The following is a 19,447-nucleotide window of genomic DNA, read 5'->3' on the forward strand; positions in this document are numbered from 1 at the left end:
GATATATTGCATTTAAGAGCGATACAGTGACTTGTAGTGATTAATCTACGGCAACCATAACATTACTCGCCTTAATTACCGCGTATGCACTACCGCCGACTTTAAGACCTAAGTGTTCACATGATGCCTTAGTTACCACTGAAGTGATCTCCACACCAGGAGCCAGTTCGATAACAACCTCATTATTTACTGAGCCTTCTTGGATAGATTTAATCTTACCGTTAAGTGAATTACGCGCGCTGATTTTCATTGTAGTTTCCTCTACTATAAAGATGGCTCAAGTGTAATTGAATGTATCGACGTATTGGAGTTTTAAACAAAAAAAATGCGTCACATTTAGAAGTGACGCACATTTAATAAATATTGTTTAATAACAGCTGATTAAAAAATATTTAATGGGGTTTAAAATTGTTCTACATCGAAATTAACCTCAGGGTTAACATCGTCTTCGTAGTTAACATTTTCGATTCCGAAACCAAACAGCTTCAAGAACTCTTCTTTATATTCACGATAATCGGTCAGCTCGCTCAGGTTTTCGGTTGTCACGAGTGGCCACAGGTTGCGACAATGCTGCTGGATCTCTTCACGCAGTTCCCAATCATCCAGGCGAAGGCGGTTGGTGTCATCGACTTGAGGTGCTTGACCGTCTTCACGGTATAAGCGTTCTGCAAACATGCGGTTGATCTGTTCCATACAACCTTCGTGTAAGCCTTCTTCACGCATCTTCTTAAAGACCATGGCAATATACAAAGGCATCACCGGAATGGCTGAGCTGGCTTGAGTCACTACACTCTTAAGTACGGCGACATTAGCGCTACCACCTTTTGTAGATAGTTTCTCATCCAAAGCTTTAGCTGCACGGTCTAAGTCCATCTTGGCTTTACCTAGTGCACCATTCCAGTAGATAGGCCAAGTCAGCTCGGTTCCGATATAGCTGTAAGCAACAGTCTTACAGCCATCGGCGAGTACGCCTGCATCTGAAAGGGCCGCTAGCCAAAGTTCCCAATCTTCACCGCCCATGACGGTTACTGTATCTTGGATCTCTTGTTCCGTTGCAGGTTCTACGCTTGTGGCAATGATTAAGTCTTTATTGGTATCAACAGCCGTTGCCGTATAAGTTTCACCAATAGGCTTAAGTGATGAGCGAATAAGCTCACCGGAATCGGGCAACTTTCGAACCGGAGAGGCGAGAGAGTAGACAACCATATCAATCTGGCCTAAATCGGCTTTGATTATATCGATCGCCTTTTGCTTCGCTTCATGGCTGAATGCATCGCCATTGATACTCTTAGAGTATAGGCCTTCGGCTTTAGCAAACTTATCGAATGCGGCTGAGTTGTACCAACCAGCTGTACCAGGTTTTCGCTCTGTTCCCGGCTTTTCAAAAAATACACCCAGAGTTGCAGCGCCACTACCAAATGCGGCAGCGATACGTGAAGATAGACCATATCCACTAGAAGAACCGATGACTAATACTTTTTTGGGGCCATTAGTGAGTACACCTTTAGCTTTAGTGGTATTGATCTGTTCGAGTACATTAGCTTCACAACCAACAGGGTGAGTGGTGGTACAGATAAAGCCACGTGTTTTAGGTTTGATTATCATTTTTCTGCTTCTCTTAAAAAAGTGACGATAGGATAATTAATCGAACGTGAAATGGCACTTGTTTTTCGTCAAATTTGATAAATTATCCAGTGGTTGGAGCAGTTCAACGTCCTGTTTGAACCTTTTTAGCGTTTGGGATTTAACAATGCCTGCTCTTGAATTAACCTTTGAGTATACTCATGTTGAGGAGAGTTAAATAAATTTTCTGTTGTGGCCTTTTCCACCATTTGTCCATTATGCAAGACCATAATCTTATCACTAAAATGGCGAATGATATTGAGGTTGTGTGAGACAAAAATATAGGAGAGTCCCATCTCTTTCTGCAGTTTAAGCAGTAAGTTAAGGATCTGCGAACGTACCGATAAGTCCAGTGCCGTTAACGCCTCGTCGGCAATGATGATTTTTGGATTTAGCATTAAAGCGCGGGCAACGGCTACGCGCTGCTTCATTCCTTCAGATATCATATGAGGATAAAATTCAGCATGTTCTGGCAGCAGGCCGACTTTTCTTAGTTTGTCGACCACTTGCTCTTTTCTCTCTTTTTCATTGAGAGTCGTATTGAACTTGAGTGGCTCATCTAAAAGATCGCCAATCGTTAATCTCGGATTGAGTGAAGTGTTAGGATCTTGAAAAATCATCCTGATTAATTTACAACGTTGCTTCAGATTTCGGGTCTCTAGTGCATCGCCCTCGAAATAGATCTCTCCGCCACTGCGAGTCTCAGCGCCAACAAGAATGCGTGCAAGTGTACTCTTGCCTGAACCCGCCTCACCGACAATAGCCAAGGTCTCACCCGTGTTCAGCTCAAATGAAACAGGTTCCAGTGCTTGGGTATAAGTACGTCTAAATCTCTTGTAACCGGTAAAAAAGCGCTTACTGAGATTATTAACTTGTAGTAGTGGCGTCGTCATTACATGGCTCTTCATGGTATGGAAAATGGCACGCAAAATAGCGGTTCTTCTTATGGCACAGTTTGGGCTGATTAACACATTTCTTCTGCGCTTCAGGACAGCGTGGACCTAAGCGACAGCCAATGGGAAGGTGTTGCAATGCCGGAGCCGAACCTGGCAAGGTTTTCATCATCGACTTGTGTTGTACCAGACCCGAGTAGTCAGGAATATTGTTCAATAGGGCTTTAGTATAGGGATGAAATGGTTGATTGATAATTTCAGATGTAGGACCGGACTCCATTATCTGGCCACAATACATGACGGAAAGTTGGTCGCACCAAATTGATAAGGTTTCCAGTTCATGACTGATGAGTAATATCGAAACATTGTGTAATTGATTTAATTTGGTCAACAGCCTGAATATCTGGGCCTGAGTTTTAGCTTCCATGGAATTGGTGGGTTCATCGGCGATCAGAAGGCGTGGCTGGTTTGCAACCGCAATCGCAATCATGACTTTCTGACATTCGCCCTCAGAGAGCTCCCACGCATAGCTGGACATGACTTTCTGCGTGTCCTTGATGCCAACCTTATGTAGCCATTTTTCTGCCGTACGCTTCTGGTCTTTCGCTCGCTGCCAAAAATGAAGCTTCTTGTTTTCGGGCATGGCTTCAATAAGCTGATCCCCTACGACAATAACCGGGTCTAAGCTACTGGAGGGATCTTGAAATATCATGGCTATTTCACTGCCCATTAAGTTGCGTCGTTGTTTTGGACTCATCTCTAACAGGTTGTGACCATCCCACATCATACGATCGGCCTGTATGCGCCAGTTATGACCGGGGATCCCTAAAATCGCTCTTGCAAGCAGGCTGCGACCCGAGCCGGATTCACCAACCAGACCGTGTATCTCGGCAGGATTAATCGTCAGGCTGACTCTTTCGAGTGCTTTGACTCGTCCGTGGGGCGTGTCAAGTTCGATGGTAAGGTTTCGAATATCAAGTAATGGCATAACGGGTAACTACACGTCTAGTTATTGATAGGCGATAACGCCGATCGCAAGCCGTCGCCGACTAAGTTAATGGCAAGTACACTGCATAAAATGGCAATGCCGGGAATGGTGACCGTCCAAGGTGCAGTTAATAAATTATCCATACCTTGTGAGACCATAGCGCCCCATTCCGGACTTGGGGCCTGTGCACCTAGATTCAAAAAACCTAAAGCCGCAATATCCAGAATAGCTGCAGATATGCCTAGGGTGGTTTGAATAATCACAGTATCCCAAACATTAGGCATAATAACATACCAAAATACCTGAAACGGATTAGCACCATCGAGTTTCGCCGCTGTCACATACTCTTTCTGTAACTCTTCATGAATGGCTTGGTGTATTGAGCGAACAAACTGTGGGGTGAGAGCGAGTCCGACGGCCCAAAATACATTATTAAGCCCCGGGCCCATTACCGCGACAACGAGAATCGCCATCAGAAGTGACGGAATTGACAGAAGTGCATCGAGCAGATGGCTTAAAATGCTCGACTTCAATCCTTTCATCATTCCCGCTACCGCACCGATAACGAAGCCTAAAGTCAGTGCGGTTACGACTATGCCCAATGCCATTCCGAATGTCAGATGTGCCCCATGTAGTAAGCGGCTAAAGATATCTCTGCCCAGATCATCGGTTCCAAGAAAATGCTCAACGGTACCCGCGGGATCCCAAGAGGGCGCAAGCAGTAATGCGTGAGGGTCTTGTTGCTCGGGCGCATAGGGGGCAATGAGAGGGCCAAATATTGAGAGTAACAAGATGCCAATAACAGCCCATAAGCCAGCAAATGCAAATGGGTTATCAGAAAAAGAGTGCCAGATCTTCTTCATGGGAGATGGGATCTCATCTTCCTGATAGATCTTAATTTGAGGCATAAAGTTCTTTCCTACTGAGAGGGTTGATGGCCGTATAAAGTACTTCAATCATGATACTGATAAAGATGATGATCAATGCGACAGCCAAGACCCCACCCTGAATAACGGTGTAATCGCGTTGATATATTCCCGATACAAGCCAGGCACCGACACCGGGCCAGGCGAAAATAACCTCCACGACCATGGCGTAACTGGCGAATGGGCCTAACATTAATCCCAGGTTTTTTAAGACCGGAATTAGGGCATTAGGTAATGCATGACGTAATACTACCCGCGAGGTATGAAGCCCTCGGGCCTCAGCAGCCTTAATATAGGTTTGATCCATAATCGTGATGATCGCCGCTCGTGTAATTCTGACCACAACGGTGAAGGGTAAAACTGCCAGCGTGATCGCCGGTAGAATGATATGGAGTAAGGCATCGATAAATGCCGAGGTACTGTAGGGCGAATCTGATAACAGGGTGTCTATCAATACAAATCCGGTGACCGGTTCTATCTCATAGAGCAGGTTTAACTGGCCTGAAATCGGGAGCCAGCCGAGCTGAACGCCAAACCACAGAGAGAGTGTCAGGCCCAACCAAAATACCGGAATTGAGTATCCGGTTAAGGTTATTGCCATAATCGTGTGTTGGGTAATTTTATGCCTGCTCAAGGAGGCAAGCACCCCGAGCGGGATCCCTAATGTTAATGCCAGCATGGCTGAAACGGCTGCCAGTTCAAATGATGCCGGAAGTACCGATGCCAGCTCCTCGATAACGGGTCGTTGAGAGGTGGCGGAGATACCTAAATCCCCACTCAATCTTTGCTGCAGATAGGAGAAGAACTGACTGAATTGTCCATCATTTAGGCTGTAATTCTTCTCTATCTGTTCTATTTGCTGTGCATTGGGTGAGTGTAATCCGGTTAGCGCAAAACTTTTTTCAACCGGAAAGTGGCTGGTTACAATGAACAGCACGATAAACAGCACAAAAGAGGTGGCAAGAAAAAGGTTCAGCCTGCGAAGAAGGTAACGTGCCATTAGTGCTTAACCTCAATATTAACATCGCTGATATCACCGTTATCATTACCACTAAATGATATCCCTCCGAAAGGAGTCAATCGGCTTTGTTTAACATCTTTGTGTTTAAATGCGAGTCGGGTGGCATGAGCGAACGGTAGCATAGGTAGCTTATCTGCAAACATCGCTTCCGCTTGTTGATAGAGAATTTTTCGTTCAGCCCGAGAGGTCGTTGCTCTCGCCTTGGCAAGAATACGATCGAATTCAGGGCTGCACCAACGTGAACGGTTACTGTTCGAGGCGACAGATGAACAGCTGAGAATAGGAGTGAAAAAGTTATCTGGATCGCTATTATCGGCATTCCAACCAATTAAAACCGAGTCATAACTTCGCTGGCTTAACTTCTGATTGAAAACACTCCAGTCATAACTGATGATATTGACTTTTACCCCGATATTAGCCAGATCAGCCTGGATAAGCTCGGCTGTCTTATGGGCATTAGGATTGTAGATCCTGGCAACGGGCATGGCCCAAATATCGACAGTTAAGTTTTCGACACCAGCTTGCTCTAAAAGCTGTTTAGCTTTTTGAGGATTGAATTCGATAATGCTCTTATTCTCTGAATATGCCCAAGACATCGGAGGCAACATGCCTGTCGCAGCAACGGCGGTTTTTTGATAAACGGCTCTGAGAATATTGTCTCTGTCTACGGCGTGCGCTAAAGCTCTCCTTACTCTGACATCATCGAATGGAGGCTTTTGAGTATTAAATGCCCAGAAAGCCACATTAAAACCAGGCTGTGAATCAATTTCCAACTCTTCATGTTCAAGTACAACCGGCAATTCTCCGGCCTTGGGAAGTGCGGAAACCGTGCAGTCTCCGGTGATCAATTTGGCCAGGCGGGATGTGCTCTTGGGTGTGATATCGAAGACAAGGAGTTCGGCTTGCGGAAGCGAACGCCAATAGGTTTCATTCCGGTGATAGCGAATATATTCATTTTTCACATATTGGACAAATTTAAACGGCCCCGTGCCTATTGGCAGTCTGTCTATGGTCTCTTCACTGGATTGTTTAATGAGGAGTTGGCCATACTCTTCAGATAAAATAATGGCAAAGCCGGCTGCTAAGTTTGAAAGAAAAGACGCGTCTTTATTATTAAGGTGAAAGGCGACTTCATAGTCTGATATTTTTTCAATCTTGTTTATCAGTTTATCGAAACCAATACTTTGAAAGAATGGATAACCGGTTTTGGAGACGGCATGATACGGGTGGCTGGTATCGATAATTCTGTTGAATGAGAACAGTACATCATCGGCATTAAAGGCTCTTGATGGAGTGAATCGAACCGAGTCATGAAACTTAACCCCTTTTCTCAATTGAAAGGTGTAGGTGAGTTCATCATCACTTATCTGCCACTGTGTTGCCAGAGAGGGAATGATCTGCCCTGAAGTGGCATTATAGTCGACTAAACCATTATAAATCTGCTGTGAGGTCGCATCGACTGTGGTACCTGAAGTTACAAGTTGAGGGTTGAAAGACTCGGGGTTACCCTCGGAGCAATAAACCAATCCCGGTGGGACATACTGCGGCCCACAGCCGGTAAGCAAGCAGAAGATGCATGCAGCTGTGGAGTAAGCAGACAGACGCTTTATCAGCACTCTCATCAAAAAATCATTTGTTCAGAACTTTGTCAGCCATTTTAGCAGTGCAAATAACCTATGAGCAATGAGCATATCTTATTAATGAGTGTTAAGTTTTATCGAGAAGGTTGTATTTTTTTAGGATCCCGCGCAGTTGATGGTAACTTAAGCCTAATAGTTCGGCGGTTTTCTTTTGATTAAATTGACCCGCTTCTAATGCTTGTTTTAGTAGATTAACTTCAAGACCTTCACAATGTTCTTTGAAATCAATCGGGAAATTAATGACTTCCGAAGAAGGCTTCTGAATCTCTGAATTGGCGTTATGTACTGGCGTTGCTTCTGCCGATGGCATCGGTTGTTGGCGTTCCAGGGTCTTGACTCTTTGTGTCGGTCGATAAGGTGAGGCAAAAGGATCCAGAATAATATTGGTGATCGGTGCCTGCGTTTCCGCATTACGATAAACGCTGCGTTCAACCACGTTCTTTATTTCACGAATATTACCTGGCCATGAATATTCCATGAGTTGCTGCATCGCCCTTGGACTAAAACCTTCAAACAGTTCCATTTTCAGTTGCCTTGCCATACCGACCGCAAAATATTCGGCCAGAGGCATGATATCTTCTGTTCTATGGCGTAGAGGTGGCAAGGTGATCACATCGAAGGCCAGCCTATCGAGCAGGTCGGCGCGAAACTCTCCGGCATCCGCTAATGAGGGGAGATCTTCATTGGCTGCACAGACGAGTCTCACATCGGTTTGGACAGTTTTACTGCCACCGACACGCTCAAACTCACCATATTCGATGACTCTGAGTAACTTCTCCTGAATCAAGCCTGAAGTATTTGCTAACTCATCGAGAAAAAGTGTACCACCGTGAGCTCGTTCGAACCGTCCTTCATGCTTCTTACTCGCACCGGTAAAGGCCCCTGCATCGTGGCCAAACAATTCACTTTCGAGTAAATTCTCACTAAGAGATGAGCAGTTAAGCTTAATAAAACTTTGATCCCATCGCGTAGACAGATAGTGTAAGCGTTCAGCAATTAACTCTTTACCTGTACCTCGTTCGCCAATGATCAGTACCGGCTTAGAAAGAGGCGCAACTTGAGATACGTGCTCCAGCACTTCTAACAGTGCATTAGATTGTCCGATGAGATTATCTTGCTGAAATTGATTTGGCACAGTAAGTTTTAGTCTTTAACGCTAATAATTGGTTAAATTAATAATAAGTGTCTCTGTTAATAAAAGAAAGAAAAAGTTAATATATTGGTTAAGTAACTGTATTATATGAAATATGAAAAGTTGGCACAGAAAGTGGATTAATATCTTCGAAACCAACGTTAATTAAAGGACAGCATCATGGGAATTTTCTCTCGCTTCGCAGATATCATTAATTCAAACATCAGTGCACTACTGGATAAAGCCGAAGACCCAGAAAAAATGGTACGCTTGATAATTCAAGAGATGGAAGACACCTTAGTTGAGGTTCGTTCAACATCGGCTAAAGTATTAGCCGAGAAGAAAGAGCTACTACGTCGTATCTCCAAAGTGCAGACTCAAGTTCAGGATTGGCAGGATAAAGCGGAATTAGCCTTATCTAAAGACCGCGAAGACCTTGCTAAAGCGGCTTTAATTGAGAAGCAGAAGGCCGCTGAACTCGCTGCCACATTAGAGCAAGAGTTAGTCATGGTTGAAGAGCAGATCGCTCGTCTTAAAGAGGAAGTTAACCTTCTTCAAGAGAAGCTTGCCGACGCAAAGGCGCGTCAGAAGACGATTATTATGCGTAAGCAGACAGCTTCTTCTCGATTAGATGTTAAGCGTCAACTCGATTCTAGCAAGATTGATAACGCGATGACTAAGTTTGAGCAATATGAACGTCGTGTTGAGGGGCTAGAGTCACAGGTCGAAGCTTATGACCTGGGCAATAAAAAGAGTTTAAGTGATGAGTTTGCAGCGCTCGAAGCAGAAGATTCAGTGACCGCTGAGCTTGAAGCGCTTAAGGCAAAAGTCAAAGGTAATAAGACTAAAACTAAGTCTAAGTAATCACAATTCAGAGGTGAGCTATGAACGCGGATATTTTAATGGCCCCAATTATTATTTTTTTAATAATAGTGGCTCCCATATGGCTGATTCTTCACTATCGCAGTAAGCGTCAAGTGAGCCAGGGACTTACTGATGAAGAGTATTCTCAGCTTAATGAACTAATCACCAGAGCCGACAAAATGGCTCAACGTATTGATACATTGGAATCGATTTTAGACACCGAGTCGCCACAATGGAGGAGCCGTGATGAGTGAAGCTAATGGGCGTACCTTATACCGAATTCCTCAATCAGGTAAAATTGCTGGAGTATGTGCAGGGATAGCCGATTACTTTAACTTTGAAACTTGGCTTGTCAGAGTCCTAGCGGCATCAATTTTTCTTTTAGGTGGTTCAGGTATTGTTTTAGTTATCTATGTTTTGTTATGGATGATATTGGATATTAAGCCTGGAACTGCAAAAGATAAAACAGCGCATAAAGATATCGAGATAAAGAAGAAAATTTGGCAAGCGGGTGAGCCTGCCAAGATGGCACTCAGGGATGTGAACACACAATTTCGGAGTTTGGAAATAAGGCTTCAAAAATTAGAGCGCCATGTCACATCAGATAGCTTCGATCTTAAACAAGAGATCAATAATCTTTAATCCTTCCAATGGGCGGTCTAACCGCCCGAATAACTTTTAAGTGCAGGCTATGGGTAGTATAAACCGCTCTTTTTCTAAGTTAGGTAAAAAAGTTAGCCAAAAGACACAAGCATTTGCGCACCGAACTTCCGACAAACATATTCGATTAGCCGTGACCGGACTCTCCGGGGCGGGTAAAACCGCCTTTATTACGGGTTTAGTGAATCAACTTCTCAACGCGGGTTTAATGGGGAAGAGTAATAATCTGCCTCTTTGGCAAGTGACCCGAGAGGAGCGCCTATATGGAGTGAAGCGGGACCTTCAGCCAGACTTAACCGTTACCAGTTTCGATTATGAGCAGGCGATGGCTTCGCTCAAGCAAAGCCCTTCTCAGTGGCCTGCTTCTACGCGGAGCATCAGTGAGCTGAGATTAGCGATTAGGTACCAACCTCAAAAGGGACTGTTAGCAAAGCTGACTGATAGTGCGACACTCTATCTCGACATTATCGATTACCCGGGGGAGTGGTTACTCGACCTGCCCATGCTGAAGCAGAGCTTTAGTCAGTGGTCGATGAGTCAGACCAGGCGTGAGCATATCTTCAAGAAGTCCGATTGTTATGGCCCTTTTAATGAGGCCGTATCTCAATTAGACCTCTTTGGCGAGGCCGATGCCGCGCAACTGAAACAGATTGCCGATCTCTATCAGCAACTTTTACTCGATTGCGTCAATGGACATGGTTTTTATTATGCTCAACCCGGTCGATTATTATTGCCTGGTGAGCTTGTCGATACACCGGTTTTAGCCCTGTTTCCTCTGCTGGGTTTATCTGTTGAAACAGTCACTCAGTTGGATGCGGGCGCGTCAAATACCGCCTATCAAGTATTGAAGACGCGATACAAACAATATCAGAGCAAAGTGATCATGCCTTTTTATAGGGAGTACTTTGCTAAATTTGACCGACAGTTACTCTTGGTGGATTGTTTTACTCCGCTCAATAGTGGTAAAGATCAGTTTGATGACATGACTCAAGCCCTCAATGGAATCATGGAGAGCTTTAAATTTGGTCAATCAAATATTCTTAAACGATTATTTTCCCCAAGAATTGACAAGTTACTGTTCGCCGCGAGTAAGGTGGATCACATAACTCGAGATCAGCAGGGCAATGTTCTTTCGCTATTGACTCAACTCGTGAAACAGAGTCAGAAACAGGCGAAATTTGAAGGCTGTGAAGTCGAAGTGATGGCGATCAGCGCAATTAAAGCAACCAAACATGCCATGGTCAGATCGGGTAGTGCGGAAGTGGAGGTGGTACATGGCGTCGACCTGTCACAGCGCAAAACGGTGACAGTCTTTCCCGGAGAAGTCCCTAAGACGCTTCCTCAAGCTTCATTTTGGGATTCGCAAGGCTTCGAGTTCACGCATTTTGCGCCACCGCAAGTCACTCCCTCAACACAAGGCGCCGACTTTGAGCACATACGATTAGATCACCTGCTTCAATACCTGCTCGGTGATAAACTTAAATAGTGATACCCAAACGACCTCGAAATGCAGGACTCAGCATTTTGAAGTGACTTGGGTATACAGTAAAACTTCCATGATGGTGGAACAATGATGCATGAAACTGAAAATGGTCTGAAAAAAAAGCAGGTGTTCGAGCCCGTTATCGAAGCTGCATCTCCCACTCTTAAAGGCGCTCAACATTACGATGAACAGCCGCTTGAATTCACCACAGAACCACTAGCCGAGCAAGGTGATAGCATAGACGGCGATATTGATGCCGCGTTCGATGCGACCTTCGATGCAGAAAGTAAAAGGGGGAAGTCCCCCCGTCAGCGACGTTGGTCAGTACTTGCTAAGCTCTCTTTGGTGGGCGTGCTTGGTCTGGTAGTGACTGAAACTCTGTTAGGGTTACAGAGCGCCTGGATTGAGAGCCCCTGGTTGTTTGGGCTCTATGTCTCTGTCACTTCAATTATCTCTTTATGGGCCGGCACAATCACGGTGAGCGAGTGGCGTAAGTTGGTAAGACTTAAATCGGTTGAAGAGGCGCAACAAACCGGTGACCGACTGTCGCAAAGTATGCAGGTTGGCGAAGCGGATAAGTTTATCAATAAATTGCTTTCTCAATTGCCGAAAGATGTGGATTTGAGTCGCTACCTATCCTCTATCAATGATGAGCATAATGATGCCGAGAAGCTTATTTTATTCGATGAGCTGGTATTGAGTGAAAGGGACCTTATTGCCAAAAAATATGTAAGAAGATTTTCTCAAGAGTCGGCGCTTCTGTTAGCTGCCAGCCCGTTAGCCTTGTTAGATATGGCGATCATTCTTTGGCGTAACCAACGTATGATTTATAAAATTGCAGAATGCTATGGTATTGAGCTGGGTTATTGGAGCCGTATTAAATTGATACGGGGAATTATTACCAACATTGTTTACGCCGGTACGAGTGAAATTATCACAGATCTGGGGACACAACTATTATCTGTCGAAATGTCGGGCAAACTCTCCGCCAGATTAGGGCAAGGGCTTGGCGGTGGTTTGCTGACAGCCAGATTGGGTTATCAGGCAATGGCGTTGTGTAGGCCCATCTCGTTTCAGGACAAGTCACGTCCTAAGTTGTCTGGTATCCATAAAGAATTACTCCTGGATCTTAAAGATTTCTCTTCGGCGGTTTTAACCAAAAGCGTATCTCGTAACAAAGATTTTACATCTTAAGTCAGTTAAATTTTTGATGATTGTTTGCTCGGGCAGTGAATAGCGGTCAAGGTAAGTTATCACTGACATTTAATGCATACATAATAATTCTAACCGTCGGTGATGCTCTATTCAAATACTGCTCGAATAGCGACTCGCTTATTCTGGTGGTGGTTTGGATATCAGACCTTGGAGAGATTTTATGCAGGATAAATGGAAGCCCGCCACGAAAGTGATACATGCCGGACACATCAAAGACAGCTCTGGAGCCTTAGTCTCGCCTCTATGTCAGAGTGCCACCTTTGTCTTTGATAATGCCGAGCAGGGGGCATCGAGATTTGCAGGCGATGAAGCGGGTTATATTTATACTCGTCTGGGAAACCCGACGACAGCCGAACTTGAGCGAAAGATGGCTGTTTTGGAGGGGGCAGAGGCCGCCACGGCAACCGCGTCGGGCATGGCGGCGGTATCATCGGCTCTATTGACTAATTTGAGTCAAGGGGACCACCTTGTCGCGTCTAAAGCCGTTTACGGTTGTACTTTCTCCTTGATGACTTCACAGCTGGTCAAGTTTGGTATTCGAGTGACTTTGGTCGATTTTAATGATCTGAGCGCGGTTGCTGATGCCATAAGCTCTGACACCAAAGTCATATTCTGTGAAACCCCGGTCAACCCTCACCTCGATGTATTCGACCTCGATGGAATTGCTGAGATCGCGAAGCAACATGGACTGGTCAGCATTGTCGATAATACCTTTATGACTCCGTTGCTTCAGCAACCACTGAGTCACGGTATCGATATCGTTATTCATAGTGCGACTAAATATTTGAACGGCCATGGTGATGTCATCGCCGGCATTATCTGTGGTTCTAATGAGCAGATTGAAAAGATTAAATATGAGACGCTCAAAGACTTAGGCGGAGTTCTCTCTCCCCATGATGCCTGGTTGATCTTAAGGGGACTTAAGACATTAGATGTACGGCTCGAGCGGCATTGTGATAATGCAGAGGTGATCGCTCAATATTTACTGAATCACAATAGGGTCACCAAGGTTTATTACCCGGGGATCAAGGGACATAGCGGCCACCAATTCATAGGGCGACAGATGAAAAGAGCCGGTGGAGTCATTGCCTTCGAGCTTGATGCTAGTTTGGATCAGAGCATCAAATTTATTAATGGCTTACACCTTTTTGCTATTGCCGTGAGCCTAGGTGATGCCGAATCACTTATCCAACATCCTGCATCCATGACGCATTCTCCATACTCAGATGAAGAGAGGGAGGCTGCGGGGATTGGCGCGAGTCTGTTGAGGATCTCCGTCGGTCTTGAATCGGTTGAAGATCTGATTGTCGACCTGGAGCAGGCCCTTATCCAGATTTAATGCCTCAGGTTTAATAGTCCAGGTTTACCAAAACAAACGCCGCGCTTTCCAGCGTGGCGTTTTTTTATGGGAGCTTTAAATTCGAGAGTTAAATATTCCAGAACGTATGGGCGATGATATACAGCACAAACATACTGATAAAGTTAATGATGACACCCGCTCGCATCATCTCCGATTGTTTGATAAACCCTGAGCCATAAACAATGGCGTTAGGTGGCGTTGCGACGGGCAGCATAAAGGCGCAAGAGGCCGCAATACCAATTAATACCGATAACATGACCGGTGATAGCCCGAGTGCCTCTGCGATTGCAGCGAACACTGGTACGAGTAGAGCGGCACTGGCCGTATTACTGGCAAATTCGGTTAACATGACAACAAAGAAGATCACCGCAAAGGTGAAGAGTGCCATATGAGTGTTACCAAAGATATCGGTAACCCAATGTGCCAGGAAGACACTGGTTCCCGTGGCTTTCAATATTGCGCTTAAGGTTAAACCGCCACCAAACAGGATGAGTACGCCCCAGTCGGTAGTGCGTTCAATTCTCTTCCAGTCGACTAATCCAAGGCCAGCTAAGGTAACAACTGCACTTAGGGCTACTATCGTATCGAATTTTGAGATCCCGCCGAGTGCCTGTGAAATGGGTTTACTGAATATCCAACAACACACAGTTGTAATGAAGACCAGTAGGGTTAGCTTGCCTTGAAAATTTAATTTGGTCTCTGAAGTCGATAATTTACAGATGACTGAAAGATCCGGTTTTAAGAATAGGTACAGGGCAATAAGCATGGTCGGCAGCATTAAGGCTACAGTGATAAGACCAAACTCTAACCAATCACTGAAGCTTAGGCCGACTTGGGCTGCAGCGATTGCATTTGGAGGGCTACCCACTAAGGTACCAATACCACCTATGTTAGCGGAATACGCTATGCCCAGAAGCATAAACAGGTAGGTTTTTTTATGCTCTTTAAAGTCGAGTTGCTGCAAAATGCCCAATGCGAGTGGCAGCATCATAGCAGCCGTTGCCGTATTGCTTATCCACATGGATAGCAGAGCCGTTATGCCGAATAAAAACATGCAGGCAAGGCTGAGCTTGCCTTTTGAAGCGGTAAGCACTCTATGGGCTATGAGTTTATCTATTCCCTGTTGATTTAGTGCTGCAGCAAGAACGAAACCACCAAAAAAGAGGTAGATTATCGGATTGGCAAAATTACTCATTGCCGTTTTCGTTTCAAATACACCTAATACCACGGCCAGGATAGGAATAAGTATGGCGGTGATACTGATGTGGATAGCCTCTGTCAGCCAAAGGATCGCGGCAAAGATGAGAATGGAAAGCCCAGTGTTAATGCCTTCTTCGAAAGGAAGAAAATTATAAAGCATTATAAATAGAGCTATATCGGCAAATAAAATAAGATAGTTTCTCTGCGCTTTGCTCTCTGAGAGGCTTGGTTCAGTTAAATATCCTTCGGTTTGTTCCATAGACATTCGAATGTCCTTTATCGTTATTATCAGGATGGAACACACTAGCTCAGCCGCTCAGTTACACAAAATAAATTTGATTGTGTCTTTATTACGGCTACCTCAAAAGAAATAGGTGAAGTAGATCTGTTTTTGTCATATTTCGTGACTTGATAAACGCTTTGATGATCTAAAAAATTCTGATTGAATTTCAAAACAGGGCTTTGTTGAGTCAGTATCTGTGAATGTGAAACTTACCAATAAATCGGAAAGTGTGATCTGGGTTTTGTTTTTGTTTGCGCCAATGATGCAGGAATCAATTGTTGGCAAGAAGTGAGCTATTGATCTACATTTGTAAAGTGGCCAGGGATTAATGGACTGATGGCCATAAATGAATGGACTACTTACAAGAAGGAATAGAATTATGAAACACACAGTGATTACTGCGTTATTTGCTGCTGCACTCCTGTCGCTTAATATCAACATTGCCGAGGCTACGACCAAAAGCCCTCAGGTCGATGTCGTTCAATCACAAAACCAACATCATAGTATCAACATCAATACCGCTCCCGTTCAAGAGTTAGTCTTGCTTAATGGGGTCGGTGAGTCCAAGGCAAAAGCGATAATTGATTATCGCACAAGCCATGGGCAGTTCGATTCAATTAACGATCTTGCCAAAGTGAAGGGCATTGGAACAAAATTGATTGAAAAGAATAAGGGAGTGATCACTTTGTAGTCGAACAGAACCATCAAAGAGCGCTGTTTACCTATATTTGCTTATAGAATCAGCAGTCGGTGCAGTTCTCTGGATATGTTTAGTGTAAAGGCTTGATTGCTGGGCGAGCATAGTAGATAATGCTCGCCGTTCTCTGAGGTGTTTATCTCGAGAAAGCAATGGTGACCCTAGGGTCCCCCCGCAATGATAACTTGTGAACTCGGCCAGGCCTGGAAGGGAGCAACCGCAGCAAGTGACTCATGTGCCGGGGTGCGGCTCTAGGGGAACCTCCAATCTCCTAGTACATCAATAACTTAGCTCAGAATTACCTCAGGTGGTACACTTGGTGGTACATACTGTGAGCAAACATCTACCCGATTCTCCCCCTTATTTATTTCAATCTCGTCATGGCATCTGGTATGCGCGAATAGTCGTACCTGTAGATCTGCGTTCTAGTATTGGCAAGCGCGAGCTGAGAAAGTCATTAGCCACTAGAGACCGATTTGAAGCTGCTCGTAAGTCTTGGCTGGTGTTAAGTCAACTTAGATGTGTTGCCGATGGTGATACTCAGGGCACTACTGAGACGGTCGATACTCAAGCCTGCACGCAAGAGGCCCCAAGACCTACCAAGGTTTCAGCTCCCACTATTACGACTCAAAGCAACAACAGTCATTCTAAGCTCCCAAGACTTAGTCAAGTTGTAGAAGAGTTTTGCCAAGAGAAGAGTAAGCAAGGCGCATGGTCACCACACAGTGAACAGGTTAACCGTCAGACCTATAAAGATATGATTGCTCTTCTAGGCGATATAGGTCTTGAAAAGTTCACACTGGCTAAGGCATTAGAATACAAACGACACTTCTCATCTAAAGCTGACCTTGCAGTATCTACTGTCAACAAGCGACTGACCCGAGTCTCTGCACTATTACAGTGGGCAAGTCTTCATTACGGCATTAACAATCCGATGGTAGGCTTAACTATTAAAGTGTCGGCAAAGGTTAAAGCTTCTAAGGCGCGTGATGCCTTGAGCGAGACCAAAATCAAACAGCTATTTAGGGAAATCCCATCAACAACTGAGCATAAGATGCCTTATCGTGCATGGTTACCAAGGCTTGCTGCTTATACTGGCGCGAGGCTAGGGGAGTTAGCTCAACTATATATAGATGACTTTACTGTCATTGATGGTTATCCCTGCATCCACATTAGAGCGACACATCCAGATCAGTCTATCAAGACCGCGACCAGTGAACGTGTCATCCCTATTCACCCTAAGTTAATCGCTATGGGCTTCCTTCAGTTTGTTGATAAGCAACAGGCTAGCGGCCATGAGCGACTATTCCCAGAACTTAGGAAGATATCGACTCGTGGTTATTCACATCAGGTCTCTAAATGGTTCTACACCTTTAAGCCTAAGTTAGGTTGGGGGGAGCGAGACACCTTACATGGCATTCGTCATGCAGTGGCTACTCAGCTTAAGCATAAGGAGTTTAGCTCGGACATGGTCGCAGGGTTACTAGGGCATTCTCATGGCTCTATAACCTTTGACCGCTATGGTAAAGAGTACAAGATTGAAAACATGTTAAAGCTAGTTAAGGCTTTGGAGTGGGATTAAGGCCTTGCTGTTGTGGTTTAAGTAGCATAGTTAACTTGGGCAAATAATGTGTTTCCCAGGCTAGCTTAAATATGGACAGTAGTTCGTTAGAGTTTATGCTCAAAGTCATCTACCTAGGATTAGCTGTAATTGGCCTAAATGAAGTAAACGACTTTGATTTTTGAGAGTATTGATTGCTGACGCAACAACAAAAATATGATGCTTACTTATACCACTCTGACTTAATTGCACTGATATCCAAGTCTTTCCATTCTTCTTTCCAAAGCTGCCAGTAAGGGATGTCGTTGGAAGAAGGTGCATTTGTACATGGATCAATCTGGACGATTGATGGAAGAATAATTGATTCCCCCACCAACAAAGCTTCACCTTGACGAAATGAAGTCATTTTGTCGATTAACGAACCAAGAGAGTCCGGAAGTAACTTCTTCACATATCCTTGGTCAGCAGGATTGGTCAGACGCATTGCAATGAAGTTACTACACTGGGAAAAAATTGTTTCTGATATCTCAGATGGACGCTGGCTCGCCAATAGTAGCGTCACTCCGTATTTTCGACCTTCTTTTGCTATTCGCTCAATTGAGGCCTTAGACGAACGGTACTTAGAAAGGTCACTGTTCGGGACGTACTTATGCGCTTCCTCATAAACCAGCAAGATGGGAGTATCATTATTGATTTTTTCATCTGGTTGCTTAGTGCATCTAATGCGTTTATAGATGTATCCATACTCGAACACCAAACGAGATATGAGTGAGACTGTGATGCTTAACACTTCAAATGGAACGCCGCTGAGATCAATGACAGTCACGTTCGACTTGTTGCTCGATGAATATCCCAGTAGAGCCTGAAGGGTTTCCTCGAAAGTAACGTCCTTCGATTTATCACCAAGGAAAAAATCGAGCCTGCTGTCGCTGAGCTTATTTTCCAATCGGTTCACGAAATTAGTAAGTTTCCCAAAGAGACTTCCCTGTGTGAACTTTGGTTGACCTTTTTTCGCGCCGGACGCATAGACCTCGCCCGAGTCTATGACTTCACTGTTTTTCTCTACAACATATTCAAGTACTTTACGGATATCAAACTGAAGGGGGGTGTCTAAGTGAATTTTCTTCTTATCATCCGGCGAACCATTAAATTTTGCTCGACGCTCTCTGATTATTGCTTCCTTGAATATATTCCTTTGATTGTGATCGTTACCTTCAGTGTCGAGGAAAAACTCTTCCAACTCCTCACTGTTCAGCATCCAATAAGGCAAAACGAGATTGGAGATATCTATGTGGTTAGCTGAAGGGAAAGCGGATTTATACTCAGAATGAATGTCGAAAATAATCACGTGTGAGTTATTAAGTGAAAAGTCACCATCCTTTTCTGCCACTGCCTTCTGGATGATACTTGCTAAGGTATGTGACTTGCCAGAGCCGGTGGAACCAACTACAGCGATATGTTTATTAAAGAACTTGTTGCCGTTGACAGGCACGGGAACATCCCTATTTGACGCCAGCGTTGCAAAACAGAACCGCTCCACTTCAGGAACCGAATCGCCGTAAATCTTCATAATATCCGTTATAGTTGCTGGCTTGACTTCTTTGGGCGGTATTGCGAGTGAATCGCCACCACGTTCGAATTTTCCATCCCTTAGTATGCCTAGCGGGAAAGCTTCGATAATGTGCTCTCGCTTACCGACTGCACTGACAGAGATCTGGAAATTCTCAATAATTGCAATAAGGATTGCGTTCTCGTTATCAGCTATCTTTACATAAGAACCGACCTTCAGTGATTCTTCCGCTATCTTGAAGTCTTCAAGGTCGTCCACGACGATTCGTACTTTATCAGGAAATACGGCGATGACTTGGGCGTTAATTTGTTCTTGTTGTGCGTTTATCATA

General features: G+C 44.6%; 18 protein-coding genes and 1 other RNA gene. 9 read left to right on the forward strand and 10 right to left on the reverse strand.

What is annotated here, in order from left to right:
- Positions 1–40 precede the first annotated feature (40 nt).
- From EKG38_RS13815 to pspF, 8 genes are all read right to left on the reverse strand, one after another.
- Positions 41–250, reverse strand: coding sequence for a TOBE domain-containing protein (locus tag EKG38_RS13815; RefSeq protein ID WP_012141893.1), 210 nt, complete (start codon positions 248–250; stop codon positions 41–43).
- A gap of 152 nt (positions 251–402) precedes the next feature.
- Positions 403–1,605 carry an enoyl-ACP reductase FabV gene (gene fabV / locus EKG38_RS13820; RefSeq protein WP_126520814.1) on the reverse strand — a complete coding sequence of 401 codons (1,203 nt, stop codon included), beginning with the start codon at positions 1,603–1,605 and terminating at the stop codon, positions 403–405.
- A gap of 125 nt (positions 1,606–1,730) precedes the next feature.
- Positions 1,731–2,516: a peptide ABC transporter ATP-binding protein gene (locus tag EKG38_RS13825; RefSeq protein ID WP_126520815.1), complete on the reverse strand. Its 786-nt coding sequence runs from the start codon at positions 2,514–2,516 to the stop codon at positions 1,731–1,733.
- The gene (locus tag EKG38_RS13830; RefSeq protein ID WP_126520816.1) at positions 2,491–3,504 is read right to left on the reverse strand and encodes a peptide ABC transporter ATP-binding protein; all 1,014 of its coding nucleotides are present in this window, start codon (positions 3,502–3,504) and stop codon (positions 2,491–2,493) included. Before EKG38_RS13830 ends, EKG38_RS13825 begins: the two co-directional genes overlap by 26 nt.
- 17 nt (positions 3,505–3,521) lie before the next feature.
- A complete protein-coding gene (locus tag EKG38_RS13835; protein ID WP_012141897.1) occupies positions 3,522–4,412 on the reverse strand; it encodes an ABC transporter permease subunit in 891 nt (296 codons plus the stop codon).
- Positions 4,399–5,430 carry an ABC transporter permease gene (locus EKG38_RS13840; RefSeq protein ID WP_012141898.1) on the reverse strand — a complete coding sequence of 344 codons (1,032 nt, stop codon included), beginning with the start codon at positions 5,428–5,430 and terminating at the stop codon, positions 4,399–4,401. Before EKG38_RS13840 ends, EKG38_RS13835 begins: the two co-directional genes overlap by 14 nt.
- On the reverse strand, positions 5,430–7,073 hold the full coding sequence (locus EKG38_RS13845; RefSeq protein WP_126520817.1) for an ABC transporter substrate-binding protein: 1,644 nt from the start codon (positions 7,071–7,073) through the stop codon (positions 5,430–5,432). Before EKG38_RS13845 ends, EKG38_RS13840 begins: the two co-directional genes overlap by 1 nt.
- A gap of 85 nt (positions 7,074–7,158) precedes the next feature.
- Positions 7,159–8,226 (reverse strand): phage shock protein operon transcriptional activator, encoded by a 1,068-nt coding sequence (pspF, locus tag EKG38_RS13850; protein WP_126520818.1) that lies wholly within the window; start codon positions 8,224–8,226, stop codon positions 7,159–7,161.
- Between the two features lie 177 nt (positions 8,227–8,403).
- Here pspF and pspA point away from each other — a divergent pair, with 177 nt between their 5' ends.
- The 6 genes from pspA (at position 8,404) to EKG38_RS13880 (ending at position 13,784) form a co-directional block, all read left to right on the forward strand.
- Positions 8,404–9,087: a phage shock protein PspA gene (pspA, locus tag EKG38_RS13855; RefSeq protein WP_126520819.1), complete on the forward strand. Its 684-nt coding sequence runs from the start codon at positions 8,404–8,406 to the stop codon at positions 9,085–9,087.
- A gap of 20 nt (positions 9,088–9,107) precedes the next feature.
- On the forward strand, positions 9,108–9,341 hold the full coding sequence (gene pspB, locus EKG38_RS13860) for an envelope stress response membrane protein PspB (RefSeq protein ID WP_012141902.1): 234 nt from the start codon (positions 9,108–9,110) through the stop codon (positions 9,339–9,341).
- Entirely contained in the window at positions 9,334–9,729 is a 396-nt protein-coding gene (pspC, locus tag EKG38_RS13865; RefSeq protein ID WP_012141903.1) for an envelope stress response membrane protein PspC, read from the forward strand. Before pspB ends, pspC begins: the two co-directional genes overlap by 8 nt.
- Before the next feature lie 49 nt (positions 9,730–9,778).
- On the forward strand, positions 9,779–11,233 hold the full coding sequence (locus tag EKG38_RS13870) for a YcjX family GTP-binding protein (RefSeq protein ID WP_126520820.1): 1,455 nt from the start codon (positions 9,779–9,781) through the stop codon (positions 11,231–11,233).
- An 84-nt stretch (positions 11,234–11,317) separates the two neighbouring features.
- Positions 11,318–12,424 carry a TIGR01620 family protein gene (locus EKG38_RS13875; protein WP_126520821.1) on the forward strand — a complete coding sequence of 369 codons (1,107 nt, stop codon included), beginning with the start codon at positions 11,318–11,320 and terminating at the stop codon, positions 12,422–12,424.
- 181 nt (positions 12,425–12,605) lie between these two features.
- Positions 12,606–13,784, forward strand: a complete 1,179-nt coding sequence (locus EKG38_RS13880; RefSeq protein ID WP_126520822.1) for a trans-sulfuration enzyme family protein — start codon at positions 12,606–12,608, stop codon at positions 13,782–13,784.
- 88 nt (positions 13,785–13,872) lie between these two features.
- Here the strand turns inward: EKG38_RS13880 and EKG38_RS13885 are convergent, their stop codons facing one another.
- Positions 13,873–15,270 carry an SLC13 family permease gene (locus EKG38_RS13885; protein ID WP_126520823.1) on the reverse strand — a complete coding sequence of 466 codons (1,398 nt, stop codon included), beginning with the start codon at positions 15,268–15,270 and terminating at the stop codon, positions 13,873–13,875.
- Between the two features lie 397 nt (positions 15,271–15,667).
- Here EKG38_RS13885 and EKG38_RS13890 point away from each other — a divergent pair, with 397 nt between their 5' ends.
- The 3 genes from EKG38_RS13890 (at position 15,668) to EKG38_RS13900 (ending at position 17,567) form a co-directional block, all read left to right on the forward strand.
- Complete coding sequence (locus EKG38_RS13890; RefSeq protein ID WP_221767761.1) at positions 15,668–15,979, forward strand: ComEA family DNA-binding protein; 312 nt, start codon at positions 15,668–15,670, stop codon at positions 15,977–15,979.
- Positions 15,980–16,146: 167 nt separating this feature from the next.
- Positions 16,147–16,243: signal recognition particle sRNA small type (gene ffs / locus EKG38_RS13895), an RNA gene on the forward strand.
- A gap of 73 nt (positions 16,244–16,316) precedes the next feature.
- Positions 16,317–17,567 carry a site-specific integrase gene (locus EKG38_RS13900; protein WP_126520825.1) on the forward strand — a complete coding sequence of 417 codons (1,251 nt, stop codon included), beginning with the start codon at positions 16,317–16,319 and terminating at the stop codon, positions 17,565–17,567.
- Positions 17,568–17,769: 202 nt separating this feature from the next.
- Here EKG38_RS13900 and EKG38_RS13905 read toward each other — a convergent pair whose 3' ends face one another.
- Positions 17,770–19,446, reverse strand: a complete 1,677-nt coding sequence (locus EKG38_RS13905; RefSeq protein ID WP_126520826.1) for an ATP-binding protein — start codon at positions 19,444–19,446, stop codon at positions 17,770–17,772.
- Position 19,447 lies beyond the last annotated feature (1 nt).

The sequence above is a fragment of the Shewanella canadensis genome (assembly GCF_003966225.1).
Taxonomy (GTDB): Bacteria; Pseudomonadota; Gammaproteobacteria; order Enterobacterales; family Shewanellaceae; genus Shewanella; species Shewanella canadensis.

Coding starts and splice junctions, on each gene's coding strand:
- EKG38_RS13815 (WP_012141893.1), bottom strand. CDS start 250: ATGAAAATCAGCGCGCGTAATTCACTTAACGGTAAGATTAAATCTATC.
- fabV (WP_126520814.1), bottom strand. CDS start 1,605: ATGATAATCAAACCTAAAACACGTGGCTTTATCTGTACCACCACTCAC.
- EKG38_RS13825 (WP_126520815.1), bottom strand. CDS start 2,516: ATGACGACGCCACTACTACAAGTTAATAATCTCAGTAAGCGCTTTTTT.
- EKG38_RS13830 (WP_126520816.1), bottom strand. CDS start 3,504: ATGCCATTACTTGATATTCGAAACCTTACCATCGAACTTGACACGCCC.
- EKG38_RS13835 (WP_012141897.1), bottom strand. CDS start 4,412: ATGCCTCAAATTAAGATCTATCAGGAAGATGAGATCCCATCTCCCATG.
- EKG38_RS13840 (WP_012141898.1), bottom strand. CDS start 5,430: ATGGCACGTTACCTTCTTCGCAGGCTGAACCTTTTTCTTGCCACCTCT.
- EKG38_RS13845 (WP_126520817.1), bottom strand. CDS start 7,073: ATGAGAGTGCTGATAAAGCGTCTGTCTGCTTACTCCACAGCTGCATGC.
- pspA (WP_126520819.1), top strand. CDS start 8,404: ATGGGAATTTTCTCTCGCTTCGCAGATATCATTAATTCAAACATCAGT.
- pspB (WP_012141902.1), top strand. CDS start 9,108: ATGAACGCGGATATTTTAATGGCCCCAATTATTATTTTTTTAATAATA.
- pspC (WP_012141903.1), top strand. CDS start 9,334: ATGAGTGAAGCTAATGGGCGTACCTTATACCGAATTCCTCAATCAGGT.
- EKG38_RS13870 (WP_126520820.1), top strand. CDS start 9,779: ATGGGTAGTATAAACCGCTCTTTTTCTAAGTTAGGTAAAAAAGTTAGC.
- EKG38_RS13875 (WP_126520821.1), top strand. CDS start 11,318: ATGATGCATGAAACTGAAAATGGTCTGAAAAAAAAGCAGGTGTTCGAG.
- EKG38_RS13880 (WP_126520822.1), top strand. CDS start 12,606: ATGCAGGATAAATGGAAGCCCGCCACGAAAGTGATACATGCCGGACAC.
- EKG38_RS13885 (WP_126520823.1), bottom strand. CDS start 15,270: ATGTCTATGGAACAAACCGAAGGATATTTAACTGAACCAAGCCTCTCA.
- EKG38_RS13890 (WP_221767761.1), top strand. CDS start 15,668: ATGAAACACACAGTGATTACTGCGTTATTTGCTGCTGCACTCCTGTCG.
- EKG38_RS13905 (WP_126520826.1), bottom strand. CDS start 19,446: ATGATAAACGCACAACAAGAACAAATTAACGCCCAAGTCATCGCCGTA.